At 55.8% G+C, this 15,489-nt stretch carries 10 protein-coding genes and 1 tRNA gene; 5 read left to right on the top strand and 6 right to left on the bottom strand.

What is annotated here, in order from left to right; genetic code table 11:
* Positions 1-200: 200 nt before the first annotated feature.
* Positions 201-2,180, top strand: a complete 1,980-nt coding sequence (locus tag AC2FLA_RS07870) for a bifunctional 2',3'-cyclic-nucleotide 2'-phosphodiesterase/3'-nucleotidase (protein ID WP_496721543.1) — start codon at positions 201-203, stop codon at positions 2,178-2,180.
* A gap of 102 nt (positions 2,181-2,282) precedes the next feature.
* Here the strand turns inward: AC2FLA_RS07870 and AC2FLA_RS07865 are convergent, their stop codons facing one another.
* The 5 genes from AC2FLA_RS07865 to AC2FLA_RS07845 form a co-directional block, all read right to left on the bottom strand.
* Positions 2,283-3,332, bottom strand: a complete 1,050-nt coding sequence (locus AC2FLA_RS07865) for an AI-2E family transporter (protein ID WP_496721542.1) — start codon at positions 3,330-3,332, stop codon at positions 2,283-2,285.
* 66 nt (positions 3,333-3,398) lie between these two features.
* Entirely contained in the window at positions 3,399-4,202 is an 804-nt protein-coding gene (locus tag AC2FLA_RS07860; RefSeq protein WP_496721541.1) for a TIGR03084 family metal-binding protein, read from the bottom strand.
* A gap of 88 nt (positions 4,203-4,290) precedes the next feature.
* Complete coding sequence (locus AC2FLA_RS07855; protein ID WP_496721540.1) at positions 4,291-6,264, bottom strand: acetyl/propionyl/methylcrotonyl-CoA carboxylase subunit alpha; 1,974 nt, start codon at positions 6,262-6,264, stop codon at positions 4,291-4,293.
* A gap of 55 nt (positions 6,265-6,319) precedes the next feature.
* Positions 6,320-7,939: an acyl-CoA carboxylase subunit beta gene (locus AC2FLA_RS07850; RefSeq protein ID WP_496721539.1), complete on the bottom strand. Its 1,620-nt coding sequence runs from the start codon at positions 7,937-7,939 to the stop codon at positions 6,320-6,322.
* Positions 7,939-9,723 carry an acyclic terpene utilization AtuA family protein gene (locus tag AC2FLA_RS07845; RefSeq protein WP_496721538.1) on the bottom strand — a complete coding sequence of 595 codons (1,785 nt, stop codon included), beginning with the start codon at positions 9,721-9,723 and terminating at the stop codon, positions 7,939-7,941. The genes AC2FLA_RS07850 and AC2FLA_RS07845 overlap by 1 nt, the downstream gene beginning before the upstream one ends.
* Positions 9,724-9,848: 125 nt before the next feature.
* Between AC2FLA_RS07845 and AC2FLA_RS07840 the strand changes: the two genes are divergently transcribed.
* A complete protein-coding gene (locus AC2FLA_RS07840) occupies positions 9,849-10,472 on the top strand; it encodes a TetR/AcrR family transcriptional regulator (RefSeq protein ID WP_496721537.1) in 624 nt (207 codons plus the stop codon).
* Complete coding sequence (locus AC2FLA_RS07835; protein WP_496721536.1) at positions 10,469-11,626, top strand: acyl-CoA dehydrogenase family protein; 1,158 nt, start codon at positions 10,469-10,471, stop codon at positions 11,624-11,626. The genes AC2FLA_RS07840 and AC2FLA_RS07835 overlap by 4 nt, the downstream gene beginning before the upstream one ends.
* A 578-nt stretch (positions 11,627-12,204) precedes the next feature.
* Here AC2FLA_RS07835 and AC2FLA_RS07830 read toward each other — a convergent pair.
* A tRNA-Leu gene (locus AC2FLA_RS07830) sits at positions 12,205-12,289 on the bottom strand.
* A 787-nt stretch (positions 12,290-13,076) separates the two neighbouring features.
* On the opposite strand from AC2FLA_RS07830, the gene AC2FLA_RS07825 reads away from it, so the two are divergent.
* Both AC2FLA_RS07825 and AC2FLA_RS07820 read left to right on the top strand, forming a co-directional pair.
* Positions 13,077-13,472 carry a hypothetical protein gene (locus AC2FLA_RS07825; protein WP_174822482.1) on the top strand — a complete coding sequence of 132 codons (396 nt, stop codon included), beginning with the start codon at positions 13,077-13,079 and terminating at the stop codon, positions 13,470-13,472.
* Between the two features lie 2 nt (positions 13,473-13,474).
* Positions 13,475-15,487, top strand: a complete 2,013-nt coding sequence (locus AC2FLA_RS07820) for a dynamin family protein (protein WP_496721535.1) — start codon at positions 13,475-13,477, stop codon at positions 15,485-15,487.
* The last annotated feature ends 2 nt before the right edge of the window (positions 15,488-15,489 follow it).

Below are 15,489 nucleotides of genomic sequence, written 5' to 3'. Positions count from 1 at the left end.
CCGCAATATGCACCGCGCGAAAATCAACCGTCTCAAATCGACACATGTTGCCATGATTGGGTAAGCAGATCACAATGGGCATCAGTACCAAACATTCCCGCATGCGCCGCGCCGCTGCAAACGCGTTGGATACCAGTGTCACACGGTTGTTTTGTAAGCCATGCAGAAGGCGCGTTAGCCAACATATTGAAAGGTTCCGAATGACCTCCTCCAACCATTTTTTGATGTCTCGCCGCCAGTTCCTTGCCACAACCACGGCCAGCGCCGCCGCAATCACCCTGCACCCGTTTTCGGCCGCCGCTGCCGACAATCAGGCGCATCTTCGGATCATGGAAACCACCGATATCCATGTGCATGTCTTCCCTTATGATTACTACGCAGACAAGCCGCGCGATACGGTAGGCCTGTCGCGCACCGCATCGATCATCAATGACATTCGGTCAGAGGCAACCAACTCGTTGCTGGTGGATAATGGCGACTTTTTGCAGGGCAACCCGATGGGCGATTACATCGCTTATGAGCGTGGTATGAAAGAAGGCGACAGCCATCCGATCATCGCCGCATTCAACACCGTAGGCTATGACGCCGCTACTTTGGGCAACCACGAGTTCAATTACGGTTTGGATTTTCTGGAAAAGTCACTCGCCGGTGCGGATTTCCCGGTCGTTTTGGCCAATATTGCCAAGGAACAAGGCGCGGGGCCACGCGACGATAAGACCTTGGTCAAGCCTTACGCCATTCTCGACCGCGAAATTGAAATGGGCGACGGCAACAAGCATCCAATCAAGATTGGCGTCATTGGCTTTACCCCACCTCAGATCATGAATTGGGACCGCAAGCACCTGGAAGGCAACGTTCAGGCCCGCGACATCGTCGATACCGCGAAAGCCTATGTGCCAGAAATGCAAGAGCAAGGCTGCGACCTGATCATCGCCCTATCGCATTCGGGCATCGGTGAGGCCGATTACACTGATGGGATGGAGAACGCCTCGGTCGTGCTGGCCGGCGTCGATGGTATCGACGCGCTGGTCACGGGCCACAATCATCTGGTCTTCCCCTCGCCCACTTTCGCGGATCGCCCGGGTATCGACGTCGAAAAAGGCACGCTTATGGGCAAACCGGCAGTCATGGGCGGATTCTGGGGCTCGCATCTGGGTCTGCTGGACCTGTTACTGGAACGCGACGGGAATGAATGGCGCGTTGTAACAACGACATCCGAGGCGCGCCCGATCTCAAAGCGCAACGAAGATCGCTCAATCACCGCGCTGGTTGGCGACGACCAGACAGTTCTGGATTCGGTTGCCAAGGATCACGACGAAACACTGGCATATGTTCGCCGCGCCGTAGGGAAGACGTCCGCGCCTTTGCACAGCTATTTCGCACTCGTCGCGGATGATCCGTCGGTGCAAATCGTGTCGATCGCGCAAAAATGGTATGTTGAAGAGATGATGAAGGGCACCGAGCACGAGGGCCTGCCCATCCTATCAGCCGCCGCTCCGTTCAAGGCCGGTGGCCGTGGTGGGCCAGAGTATTATACCGACGTTCCAGTGGGCGATGTGGCCATCAAAAACGTAGCTGACCTGTATCTCTACCCGAACACAGTGCGGGCGGTTCGCGTGAACGGCGCGGAGGTCCGGGGTTGGCTGGAGCGTTCGGCAGGCATGTTCAATCAAGTTGAACCGGGCTCGGCCGACGCAATCCTGCTGAACCCAGAGTTCCCATCCTACAACTTTGATGTGATGGACGGCGTGACCTATCAGATCGACCTGTCGCAGCCCTCGCGATTTGGACCAAAAGGCGAAGAAGTGAACCCAGACGCGGCACGGATTGTGAACCTGTCCTTCAACGGCACGCCGGTTACGGATGACATGGAATTCATAATCGCCACCAACAATTATCGCGCGTCTGGCGGTGGTGCCTTCCCGGGTGCATTGGGCGACACGATTGTCTTCGAAGCCCCAGATACAAACCGCGACGTCATCGTTCGCTATATTGTTGAGCAGGGTACAATCGATCCAAAAGCGGACGCCAACTGGTCCTTCGCCCCGCTGGCAGATACCACGGTGCTTTTCGAAACCGGCCCCAAGGCGCGCGATTATATGAACGACGTCAATGGAGTGGTGATCGAAGACGCAGGCGAAGGCCCCGATGGTTTCGCCGCATTCCGCATCAAGCTTTAAACGCCAGGGCTTTCAAGCGGACCGTCACCCCGGCCAATGGGTGGCGGTCGCGCACCGAAGATGGCGAATTATTTAAACACCTAAAACCGGGCTTTGGAGCAATCAGTCAAGTTCGCCGCTTTCTGACATCAAAATCGCCAGCGGTCGCGTAGAATGGATTTGCGACAAGATGATCATCACCACGGCAGTCAACGGTATCGCCAATATGGTGCCTGCCAGACCCCACATCGCGGTCCAGATCGTCAGCGAAAACAGCACCATAAACCCGCTCAGGTTCACCGAGTTTCCGACTAAGCGGGGTTCAAGGAAGTTTCCGACAAACAGCTGAGCGGCCATAAGCGCGATCAGCGCGACACCGGCGTGCCAGATGCCGCCGAATTGCACGAGGCTCAGCATGACGGGAAACAGAACACCAACAATGGAACCCAGGTATGGGATATAGTTCAAAAGGCCGATCAATATGGCCCAGAACATTGCGAACTCGATGCCAAGCAACAACATGATCACATATGAGATCACAGCCAAAATGACGTTGATCAGGGTCTTTGCGCTTAGGTAGCTGCCGATTTTCTGGTTTATCTGGGCGACAACTTGCAGCGACCGGTCAGCTGTTTCGGCATCACCCAAAGCCTTTCTAACTTTTTCCGGCATATCGTCCAGATCGGACAAGATGAACACAATATAAAGGATTGTCATCAACATGACCGTCCCGAAACCCTGCACTGTGGAAAGCGTCCCCTGCACAAAACCCAAAACATCGAACTTGCCAGCAATCGTCTGCTCGATCGTGGACCAGTCTGGCAGTTTTTTGACACCCAAAATTGCCATTGCTGAGTCAACCAGCGCTTTTAGGTTGGTTTGGTACCGCGGAATATTCTGGGCGACCGCTTGCGCGTTTGCCTCAAGAAAGACCCCTATCAGAACCAACGTTAGAAAAATGGCAAGCAGCGCAAGCAAACGGCGCCCGCGGCGTGGAATGTGGCGCAACCCCGGAACACGACCGATTGTCGAGGCGGTCGAGTCCAGAATGTATATTCCGATTATGCCTAAAAGCACCGGAAGAAGGATGCTTTTGCCCAGCACCAGCAGCCAGCCGATGACAACAGCGACGATCAGGCCAGATGCAAGTTTTGTCACATTAAACTGCAGCATATCTTCGCTTTCGGTCGTACGGGTGGTTCCTTTTGTGCCGGGTTCAAGTCTTATATTCAACTTCTTTCACGCGATCTGCGGGCCCCGAGCCCGGTGACGGCTGCCCGGTGCAGGAGGCGTTTCGCGACCACCGGCAAAACACTGCGCGATTGACATCCATTCGGCAGCAACCGGCCCCTCCACCTTCAGCGATGTATCCTCGATGTTGCGGGTTTGGGCTGAGACTTGTGCAAACTCTACCGCAGAGCCTGTTATCCGATTGTCCCCCGGTTCACCGAACTCCCATAAGGCTCCGGATGGCGCGGTCAGTTCAAGCCGCGGCATCGCCTCGGGCACAGGTTTTCCGTTTACCTGATAGGCCCAGCCAAACGTGTTTACACCCAGAATGACGATGTTCTTGACCCGGTCTTGTTCGACGCGCTCGATACCGAGAACGTCAAAAACCTCTTGCCCGTGTGCCCAAGTCTCCATCTGGCGGGCCGTGATCGACGAGCGTACAGACATTTCCGGACCGGCCCATTTCACCCGGTGCTTTGGATCGAGATCGGCCCAACGCGTGCCAATATCTGTGTAAAGTGTCCGCCAGGAATCGCGCAGCTCGTTCCCACGCAGCAGGATCGCTTCGTTCTCCGCTGCGCGCAGCCCTTCGGCCTTGGCTTTGACAAACAACGCGCCAATGCGCGCAGTGAACGCGTCGGGGTCCTGAAGCGACAGATCTGCCATCTGGTTCCAATAGTGCAGATGCACCAGAACATCGTTCAGCGTCCAACCCTTGAACTGGGTTTGTACTTCCCATTGATCGCCGGAAATATCGGCCAGAATGGCAAAAAATGCTTCGCTTTCTTGCTGAAAATCCGTTGCCTGTTGCACTGTTTTTTCCCTCGATTTTGTGTTTGCCTGCTTGATGTTCCCGGATGCAGTGTCTGAGCGGCGGTGGTCGACGCACACCCAATTCTATCTATGTTTCGTCAATCTCGATCATCACATCCCCCGCGCTCAGCTGCTGCCCGACCTCAACATGGACAGAGGTCACGACGCCTGCAACGGCAGCAGTGATCTGGTGCTGCATCTTCATGGCTTCGAGAACGGCCAGACAGTCGCCTTTGGAAACGACTTGACCGGGTCTTGCCGCCACCTCGACCAAGGCACCCGGCATGGGGGCGGTGACGCGACCGCTAGCGATAGTTCCCGCATCCAGTGCACCGGGGCGCAGGCGTTGAAACGTCAGACGTTCGGGGCCGATGGCGATCTGGGCCGTGTCCCGGGTTATGTGTGCGGTGGCGTCGACGGTGTTGTCATTTATACGTGCCCGGATCTTCCCGCTGCTGCGCTTGATAAACGAGACATCATACGCGTTGCCCTCAACCCATACCGTCCATCCATCGGGGCAGACGCGTGCGCGCGTTTGTATCTCTTCGTCACCATAGGCAAGCGTCACTGCGAACGGCGGCAACGCCGCGCTGGACCAACCCAACTGTTCGGCGGATACATAGCCCGCCGCCGCCCTTGCGCGGGCCTGATCCGCATCCAACAACAGCGCAACCGCCAAGGCGACGTCCTGCGCAGTTACCCGGTAAGCAGGAAAGCCCCAGGGGTAGGTCTGATCCAGAAATGTTGTCGTTGCATCGCCGGCAATAAAATCTCTGTGCTGCAGCACATCTGCAAGAAACCGCGAATTTGTCACCGTTCCCAGCAAAATAGATTCGCTCACAGCCTTGATCAGCATCGCACGTGCCGTTTCGCGGGTTGGACCATGCGCAATGATCTTTGCAAGCATGGCGTCATAGAAAGGCGATACCTCCTGCCCTTGTTGAATGCCGGAGTCCACACGCACTCCTGGTCCAGTCGCAGCCTGCCAGAAATCAATTGGACCGGTTGCCGGCAGATATCCGTTAGCGGGGTCTTCGGCATAAAGCCGCGCCTCAATGGCGTGGCCGGTCATGGTGACGTCTTCCTGAGAGATTGAAAGGGCGTCACCCTGCGCGACAGCGATCTGTAGCGCCACTAGGTCGATGCCAGTGACCATTTCGGTCACAGGATGCTCAACCTGCAGTCGGGTGTTCATTTCAAGGAAATAGAACACGCCGGACGGTTCCAAAAGAAACTCCACGGTTCCGGCGCCGCGATAGCTCACCGCACGGGCCGCCTCAATCGCCACAGCCCCCATTTTTGCGCGCAACTCTGTCGTCATGACCGGGCTTGGGGCTTCTTCGATGACTTTTTGGTGGCGACGCTGAATCGAGCATTCCCTTTCGCCCAGATGAATTACGTTCCCGTACCCATCGGCAAAAATCTGAAATTCGATATGGCGCGCATCACCGATCGCTTTCTCAAGGATCAGTTCGCCGGATCCAAAAGCGTTCTCGGCCTCGGATCTGGCTAGCGCGATCGCCGCAGAAAGAGTGTCGGCGGATTGGACCACGCGCATTCCGCGTCCACCGCCACCAGCTGCTGCTTTGACCATGATGGGAAAACCGATTTTGCTCGCTTCAGCGACCAGTACGGAACCCGATTGATCATCGCCTTCATACCCTGGAACGCAGGGAACGCCCGCGCCAATCATAAGGCGTTTGGCGACGGCCTTGTCGCCCATCAGCCGGATCGCTTCGGGATCGGGTCCGATAAAAGTCAAACCCGCGGCCTCGACTGCCTCTGCAAAACCCGCATTTTCGGACAAAAACCCATAGCCCGGGTGGATCGCCCTTGCCCCAGTTTCCTGAGCCGCAGCAATGATTTTTTCTACGTTCAGATAGCTGGCACCAATCGGCCCTTCACCGATCCAGACCGCCTCATCAGCAAGTTCGACATGGGGTGCCCGAGCGTCAGCGCTTGAATAAACGGCCACTGTGCGCAGGCCAAGCGACCGGGCGGTTCGCATGATACGCGCGGCGATTTCCCCACGATTGGCAACGAGAAGCGTGTCGATTGTCATGCTTCAGCCTCTGTTATCTGTCTTGGATGTGGATATGGCGAGTAATGCAGCATGGTCAGAACCTGTGCACCCCGTACGAACTGGGTTTGACCGTTCGCGAACGGCCCTCAAGGCAGGTTTCAAGGCAAAAACCCAGCACACGCCGCGTGTCGCGGGGATCAATGACGCCATGATCGATACACCGGCCCGAGGTGTAAAACGCATTCTCTTGTCGTGTGAAATGCGCAGTGATCGCTGCCTTCTGCGCCGCCAGTTTGGCTTCGTCGGGGTCGATCCCTTTGCGTTTAAACCCTGCGCGCGCGACCAGTTCCATCGTCCCGGCGGCTTGCTCGCCGCCCATCACGCCCGTTGCCGCATTGGGCCAGGCAAACAGGAAGTCCGGGTCATAGGCGTAGCCGCACATCCCGTAATTGCCGGCCCCGAAACTTGCCCCGACATAGAGCGTGATCTTGGGCACATCGACCGACGTAACGGCCTGAATCATCTTGGCCCCATGTTTGATCATGCCACTTTGTTCATATTGGGTGCCGACCATGAACCCTGTAATGTTGTTCAGAAATATCAGGGGAATGTCAGACTGACCGCATAGCTGGATAAACTGTGCGGCTTTGTTCGCGCCTGCAGGATCCAGCGGCCCATTATTTCCAAGAATACCCACAGCGATACCATTGATTGCGGCCTGCAAACAGACAGTCGCCGAGCCATAGTCGGGCTTGAAATCCTCAAAATCCGGGCCGTCTACTATGCGGGCCACAACCTCGCGGACGTCATAGGGAACGCGATAGTCGGTTGGAACAATGCCTGCGATCTCATCCGCATCATATTTCGGTGGCTGCACTTCTTTGCTGCGACGCACAGGCAAGGATTTGTTCCAATCCAGCCGGGCCATCACGTTCCGCGCCATTTCGATACCGTGCGCATCATCCTCGGCCAGATAGTCGACCAGCCCGGATGTGGTGGCATGCATCTCGGACCCGCCCAGATCGCGGTCATTGGCCTTTTCGCCTGTCGCCGCGTGAACCAAGGCGGCACCGGCCAAGGCGGCCATGCCGTTGTTCTTCACGCCGACCACATAGTCCGCAAGACCCGGCATATAAGCCCCACCGGCGGTTGAAGGGCCGTGCAGTACCGCGATGTTGGGCAGCCCTGCGGCCGAATGGCGGGCCAGATTTCGGAACAGTTTGCCGCCATTGGCCCAGAACTCGACCTTGTATTCCATCAGGTTTGCACCGGCGCTTTCGACAAGATGCACAAAAGGCAGGTTCTGTTTTAAAGCCATGTCTTGCGCACTCAGGAAGGCCGCAGCTGACATCTCGACCATCGCGCCGGCCTTGATCCCTGAATCGTCGACGATGATCATGCAGCGCACGCCCGAGATGAAACCGATGCCGATGACCAATGACGCGCCCGGAACCGATTGCTCGGGATCGTCTGTATCGACGCAGTAGCCCGCCAACCCGTGCAGTTGCAAAAAAGGCATTCCGGGATCCAACAGTTGGGCCAAACGGTCACGGGATGTGATCTGCCCCCGAGCCTCCATCCGTTCGCGCCGTTTCTCTGACAGGGCGACAGGACGCGCTTCAAGCGCGCGCATCTCGTCGACAAGAGCCAGCATATCGGCTCGGTTCTTGGCAAAGCCGTCAGAATCGCGGACGACTTTACTGACAAAACCCATCAGTTTTCTCCTCGCTCGGTGTATGAGGATAACTCTGCAGGAATCCTGATCGGTGTGGCCAGCAATATCTGGGCATAACTCTTGCCTTGCGCGTCGTTGCGCAACGAGGCGACGCCACCGCCACCCAGCGCATTGTGCAGCAGAATGTTCATGGAATGTGTTCCTGGAAGATAGAACCGTTCGACCCTGCCAGATAAGTAGTTAGAAAAAACACCTGCCAGCGTCGCTTCGGTCAGCGCAGCCCAAATATAGGGCAAAAAAGTAGCATGACGTGCAATGACCCCAATGTTTGCGGTGTCGCCTTTGTCCCCAGATCTTGCCCAGGCCAAATCTTCCAATGGGCATGTGATCCACTCGGTCACCTTTTCATCGGCTATTTCTGGGGCTTTTGCCGGGACAGGTTCCGGGTCTTGTGGGGACGTTTTCGGCGGAATGTACGCGATATTGTCCCCATCCATCGCTACGCGATAGGTCAGCGTGTCGTTTGGCACCAAGAAGGAAAACAGGGCAACGACTGGCGAGGGTTTTGGAAGCCCTCCTCCAGTAAAGATGTGCAACCCCGGCGGTGCGGCCAGTGCGCACCCGGTCATCTCACGCAGGAATACTCCAACCGCGCGAGGGTCGTCGTGTTTCACGGCTGCCTTGAACGAGATCTCTTCGTATTCGCCGTCGCCGGGCCGACCTCCGTAGGTTTCAAACGATACCTCGCGATAGTCGGGAGCGCCGGTCCGGTGCAGGACAGCGCGCGCGCGTTTCAGCCCCGCTTGGGCAAAAGCATCCGCCTTTGGTCGTGCCTCGCGTCCGTTGATTAGAAACGTCATGCCCGCACGATAGCCATCCGCCCAGGTGGCGGACACTTTGAGCTGCCCGGTCGGCGCGCGGCCTTTTGCGCCCGAGACGGTTACATGGTCTGGCCCGGCTTGCTTGATCCTGACATCGGAAAAGTCGCAAATCACGTCAGGCAGTATATAAGCCTGCGGGTCGCCGATTTCATACAGCATCTGCTCGCAGACGGAAGCCGGGGTCACATATCCAGCTGTGCCCTCCGGCTTCGTCAAGACCAACCCGCCATTGGCGCTTACCTCGACAATCGGATAGCCGATCTTGGCGATGTCGCCTGCCATTTCCCAATCCGTGAAATTCCCACCAGTGGCTTGCGGTCCACATTCCAGCAGATGCCCCGCAAGCGACCCGGCAGCCAGTAAGTTGTGGTCCTCGTGTCGCCATCCAAAATGATACATGCACGCCGCCAACGTAAGTGCGCTGTCGACGCAGCGGCCTGTGATGACGATGTCAGCCCCGGCGTGCAGCGCCGCCAATACCGGCCCTGCCCCAATATAAGCATTCACAGAGGCGATCTTTTCGGTCGGTGGCATCGGCGCACCGGAAAACATCTCAGTCCGATCGACAAACTCAGCAACACGTGGCAGCAGGTCGTCGCCTTCGACCACTGCGACTTTCAAGTTTAATCCCAATTCAGCAGATTTTCGACGCAATGCAACAGCACAGGCCACTGGGTTGACCCCACCTGCATTTGACAACACCTTGACCCCCTGCTCGGCGATCTGGGTTGAATTGTTGGCCATAACGTCAGAGACGAAATCAACCGCATATCCCATTTGGGGGTCTTTAAGGCGGGCGCGGGCCATGATCGACATGGTGATTTCGGCCAGGTAGTCGTAGACCAGAAAGTCAATCTGAGGGGCACGCAGCAATTGCTGTGTCGCATGAGTGGCATCCCCCCAAAAACCACTTGCTCCTCCGATCTGCAGAGAATGTGTCACGCCACGTCTCTCCCGCTTGGGTACGATCTGCAGTTTACAGACCGACTGTTCTGTTTTTATGATCTACTGACCGCCTTGGTCAACGAAGATTTGCCACTGCGACGCGACGGAAGATGACGGATACGATGCCAAAGAAACCCTCAGTCCAGGATCAAAGGTCCCGGGATATGCAGGCCAAAATCTGCAATGCGACGGTCACCTGTCTGGATCAGCTTGGGTATGCCGAGACTACTTTTGCCAAGGTACAGGCCAAGGCGGGCATCTCACGCGGGGCAATTACGCATCACTTCCCCACGAAACAGGCCCTGGTCGCAGCTACCGCGATGCGACTGTTGGGCAATGCGCAAAACCCGCTCTGGCCACATGATCGTGCGCCTCAGCCCGTCTATGATCTGATTATGTCTGCCTGGGCCAATATCGTAAATTCCGCAGGCGGACGCGCCATAGTCGAGATTCTGGTTGCATGCCGAACCGATCCGGAACTGTTCGGCATGCTTGAACAGAGCCTGAGAGATTGGGACAAATCGAACCTGAGCCTGATCTCAGCCCGGTATGTCAGCGCAACAGGCAACCGTGACGACACTGAATTGTTGTGGAGTATCGTCCGGAACTTCCTGCGTGGTTTATTGTTGCATGAGAAATTCGTTTCGTCGCCAGAATACCTTACGCAGATGATGGATCGCTTTGCCCGCATGATGGAAAGCCAGCTTCAGGTATTGCCCAAAAATGACGTCGAGGAGGTCGAATGACCCTGCCATCCCCTTTCATTACCCCGGAACGCGAAGCTTTCCGCGGGAATTTCCAGCGATTTGTCGATGCCGAAATCAAACCTCATATTGAGCAATGGGAGGCGGATCGCAGCGTCCCATGGGAACTGCATGCAGCAATCGCTGAGTTCGGAGTATTTGGCTTTGGGATCGATGAGGAATACGGCGGTCTGGGTTTCGACAACGCCTTCATGCGCCATGACTACAGCGAAATCCTTTTCGGCTGTGGGGCATCCGGTATCGGAGCCGCCGTAGGGGGACGCTCGATTTCAATCAGCCCAATTGCGAAGTTCGCTTCCGAGGAGTTCAAACAGAAAGTGCTGCCCGAGATCATCTCGGGGCGCATGATGTCAGCACTTGGGATCACCGAACCGGCCGCAGGGTCGGACGTTGCCAATATTCAAACAAAGGCCGATCGCAAAGGCGGCAAATGGATTCTGAACGGGGAAAAGACCTATATCACCGGGGGGATGGATGCCGAATGGTTTGTGGTTGGTGCCCGTACCGGTGGCCCAGGATTGACCGGCATTTCGTTGTTTTTGGTCCCTCATGACGCGACCGGGTTCAGCCGCACACCGTTGGGTGGCAAGATGGGCTGGCACAGCGCACAGCAAGCGACGCTGCATTTCGATGATTGCGAGCTGGATTCTACTGCGCTGTTGGGGCCTGAGAACAGGGGCTTCATCGCAATCATGAACAATTTCAATTTTGAACGGCTTGGCCTGACATCTGCTTCGCTGGGTATGATGAAACTATGCTACGACAGTGCGCTGGACTGGGCACGGGAACGCGAGACATTCGGCAAGCGACTGGTCGAACATCAGGTCATTGGCCACAAATTTGCAGAAATGTCCGCCCGGATTGATATGAATGAGGCATATATCGAACGGATCTGCTGGACGATTGAGCAGGGCCTGATGCCTGTCGCTGAAATTGCCAAAGCCAAGGTTCAGGCCACGACGTCACTGCAATTTGTTGCTTCCGAGGCGATGCAGATCTTTGGCGGTGCCGCATACATGCTGGGTAACCCTGTGGAACGTGTCTGGCGCGAAATCAAAATAATGGCGATTGGCGGCGGATCCGAAGAGATAATGCGCGATCTGGCCGTGCGCCAGATGGGATTGAGCGGGCAATAGTGGCGACGTTGTGGGTCCGCATGCGCGTGCTATGAACGCGAAGAGGTCGCCAACAGGCCAGCCTTAGACAAATTCTTTGCCCGGCAATTGCCCGTAAATGATCAATTCACAATTGCGCAATCATTTATGACAATCTAAGTTGCGCCAAACTCATCACACGAGGGAATTATGGATATTTGGTTCTATGTGGGGCTTGGCTTGTTGATATGGGCTATCAGAGACTTGGCATTTGGTTCGACTTACTTGTGGGAACGGGTAACCCGCGCCGAAAATCCGGGGACCTACTGGGCTTGTGTGTTGGTTTGGCTTGTCGTTGCGTTGGCCATTTTAGCCACGTCCCCAACGACCTACTACTTGTTATCTTAACAACACGTTCCAAAAAGAAGGCCACGCAACCCGCCGTTCTAAGACATGAAGACCGGTGTTTTCATTATGGATGCAGTCACCTAATCGTTCGCTTGGCGAGGGCACCCGACTGTTCAGGTGTCAAAATCTAGTCGGCTGTCCAGTATAAAACTTTGGCGTTTGCCTGAAAGACCGCAAAGGCGACCCGGAATGGAAAATTCTCTGAAACGATATGGTGCGGGTGGAGGGACTTGAACCCCCACGCCTTGCGGCGCCAGAACCTAAATCTGGTGCGTCTACCAATTTCGCCACACCCGCAACCCAAGCACTCTGTGCCGGAATGTCGGGGTGAATAGCAAAGCTTGCAGCGGAGTGCGAGAGGGAAAATTGAGTTGTGCGCAAGATTATTGATGACATCGGCGCAATATGCTTCTGAACTGACCGCCGTGCACATATGGTGTCTGCCGGACGCTGCTGCTAAGCGGGATGCGGGGTGTTCTCACGTCGTGCTGCTCGTCGCGGGAAAGCAGTCTGATTTTGGGCGTTCTCCGAGCAGATAAAATAGATTCTTAGGTCAAATTTGATTAATTTCATTGTTTTGCATCTGGCAACATTCAGGTCCTTTTGGTGAGCAGTAGAAAACTATCTAACGTTGAGTAAAGCGCTTCTCATCTAAGACCCGGCAATGATGAGAACCCGAAGACGGCTGCAACAAACATATTTCTTGCAGACGTCCTCTGGGTAGGTTTGGTGTCGGGTTGGTTTCGAAAGATGGATAATTTTTAGTTTATTAATAATATACTAGATGCATCACCAACAATTTTTCGCGCGCGCATTGTTGCTAAGATTCCGCTCTTGAAGACTGAGAACGGCAAATGACGCTGTTTACATTGATGACGAAAATACGCCCGCAGGTTGTGGTTGAAAATTGCCGCCAAACACAATTGCGACACAATTCAAACGCCAAAAAATCTTATTCGCGTCAAAATAAGACCGCCTTGAAAGCCGCTTATAGGCAGAAGGAGTTAATGAGTCTTTTTTGCCTTCGGGCGCTGTACGAGTTTTTTCGCTCAACTCCAGTACAAGGGTCTGAAACGTGACCAATATGATGAACTCCGCTGCTGCCGAGCAAGAAGCCGTTGGTCTTGCCCGTGAAAGTTTTCTTGGCGAACTCAAATCCCTGAACCGCGATCATCCGAACACAGGGTTTGGCGTATCGTTGCGCACGCGCTCGGGGCGGCGATACTTGCTTGCAAACTCGCGTATGCCGCTGCCCGAAACCAAATCCGAGGGTTTTCCGACCGGGCGTCGTCTTGCCCGCCTTGAAAACAGCGAGCGCTTCAGCTCGATCGAAGTTTTGGCGGATTGCCACACCTTCGAGTCGATTTCGCCGGGGGCCGAAGCTGCGATCCTGGGCAATGCGCTGAATCTGATCGCCCGAATCGACACCATGACCAGCACGCCAACAGACACGTTGGCCGCGACAGGAACCGGAGGCTGAACATGGCGCGCAACGACCATCTTTTGTCAGTTGGCAATGAGGCACTGACGCCTATGACGTCAGCGATGAACTCACTGACCGCACAGATTGATCAATTGACAGAGGTGGCGGATGCGCGCTCGTCCGCCCGCCTTGCCACGCTGAAGACGCGGATGGAGAATTTCTCGGCCAGCGTTACGATGGTCGGACAGGTCAAGGCCGGCAAGTCTTCGATCGTGAACATCTTGGCTGGGCGCCCCGCCCTGCTGCCATCGGATGTGAACCCGTGGACATCGGTGGTGACCACGTTGAACATCAACACCCGTACCGAAGGCGACAAACGCGCCAAGTTTACCTTCTTTGAACAAGAAGAATGGGACAACCTGATGGTCGGCGGCGGCCGTCTGGGTGAGCTGGCAAATCGCGCCGGCGCCGATGACGAGATGGATGACATTCGCCGCCAGATCGGCGAGATGAAGGCTAAATCCGAATCTAGATTGGGCCAGCATTTCGACCTGATTCTGGGGCAGAGCCATCAATATGATTACTTCGACGAAGAGCTGATCCAGCGCTATGTCTGTCTGGGCGACGAAGATGACCCGGACATCAACCCCAAGACCGGGCGGTTCGCCGATGTGACGAAGTCGGCGGAACTGTATATGGACATTCCGCAATACCCGATTGCGCTCAAACTGTGCGACACGCCGGGTGTCAACGATACCTTTATGGTCCGCGAACAGATCACCCTGCGCAGCTTGCGCGGATCTGAGGTCTGCGTTGTTGTTCTGGCTGCCAGCCAGGCGCTTACAACCATGGACATGGCGCTGATGCGGATTATCGCGCAGTTCGAAAACCGGCAGATCATCCTGTTTGTGAACCGAATTGACGAATTGGCCGATCCGGTCAATCAGGTCCCCGAAATCCGTGACCGTATTCAGGACACGCTCAAGCAGAACAATATCGATGCCAATACCAGCGTTGTCTTTGGCAGCGCCTTGTGGGCCGAGGCCGCGTTGACGGGCAACCCCGAGATTCTGTCCGATGAATCCCGCGAAGCGTTGAACACGTTCTATCTGGCTGCCGGTTTTGGTGATCAGGCACCCTCACTCGACAAAATCTGGGCGCTATCCGGCCTGCCCGATTTGCTGTTGGCGATGAACGAACGCATCGCCGAAGGCGCAGGCACCCGTTTGCTGGATCGCGTTCGCCACCGTGCCCGCAACATAGCCAGCCAAATCCGCGCCACGGCCGTTGCCAAGACCCTTTCGGGCGGCGAAGGTCTTGTGCGTGATCTGGATGGTGTATCGCCAGAGGAAGCTATTGCCACACTTTCGGATCAATACGAAGAGAAAGTAGCTGAACTGACCGCATCTTTGCGTGCGAAGGTGTTGGAGAGACTGAATTCGGCAGAAACCAACTTTGTCAAACGCGCGACGGATTCGCTGATCGCCCACCTTGAGCGGAACGGCGAACAAGGCACGTGGCAGTATGACCCGGCGGGTCTGCGGACCTTGCAAAAGGCAGCGTATTTCAGCTTTGCGCGGTCGATGCGCAAAGAAGCAGGTGCGCTGTACAACACGGCGGCCGCAGATATTGAGACGCTGTATCAGAAGATACTGGGCAACCACCTGGGTGAGTTCAGTATCGAAGCACCCATTGTTCCGCGTGTCCCACCCCCACTCGGAATTGGACGAACAATCGCATTGGACTTGCAAAGCACCTGGTGGCGTCGCTGGTGGCAGCGCCGCAAAGGGTTCGAAGCTTATGCAGCAGACTATACGCGCCTGATCGCGTCCGAGGCGAATTCGATCACCAAGGATATCGAGGAAAATCAGGTTGCAGCCGTGTTGGAAAACGTGCGGGCGATCCTGTCGGATTTCATGCGCGAGCAGAAAGAGACGTTGCTTAGCATTTCGGCTTCGGCCGAGGGTGATCCAAGCCGCAACGCAGCTCTGATGGCAGGACTGGCACCACAGAAATCGCGTGACGATATTCTGGGCGACATCCTGAAAGATCTTAGTAACGAGGCAGCATAAGT

It is taken from the genome of Ruegeria sp. CDSA033, from assembly GCF_059612305.1.
Note: the sequence above shows the minus strand (reverse complement) of the source record. Positions and strands in the feature narration are given on the sequence as shown.

Coding starts and splice junctions, on each gene's coding strand:
- AC2FLA_RS07855 (WP_496721540.1), bottom strand. CDS start 6,264: ATGACAATCGACACGCTTCTCGTTGCCAATCGTGGGGAAATCGCCGCG.
- AC2FLA_RS07870 (WP_496721543.1), top strand. CDS start 201: ATGACCTCCTCCAACCATTTTTTGATGTCTCGCCGCCAGTTCCTTGCC.
- AC2FLA_RS07840 (WP_496721537.1), top strand. CDS start 9,849: ATGCCAAAGAAACCCTCAGTCCAGGATCAAAGGTCCCGGGATATGCAG.
- AC2FLA_RS07820 (WP_496721535.1), top strand. CDS start 13,475: ATGGCGCGCAACGACCATCTTTTGTCAGTTGGCAATGAGGCACTGACG.
- AC2FLA_RS07865 (WP_496721542.1), bottom strand. CDS start 3,332: ATGCTGCAGTTTAATGTGACAAAACTTGCATCTGGCCTGATCGTCGCT.
- AC2FLA_RS07835 (WP_496721536.1), top strand. CDS start 10,469: ATGACCCTGCCATCCCCTTTCATTACCCCGGAACGCGAAGCTTTCCGC.
- AC2FLA_RS07825 (WP_174822482.1), top strand. CDS start 13,077: ATGATGAACTCCGCTGCTGCCGAGCAAGAAGCCGTTGGTCTTGCCCGT.
- AC2FLA_RS07850 (WP_496721539.1), bottom strand. CDS start 7,939: ATGGGTTTTGTCAGTAAAGTCGTCCGCGATTCTGACGGCTTTGCCAAG.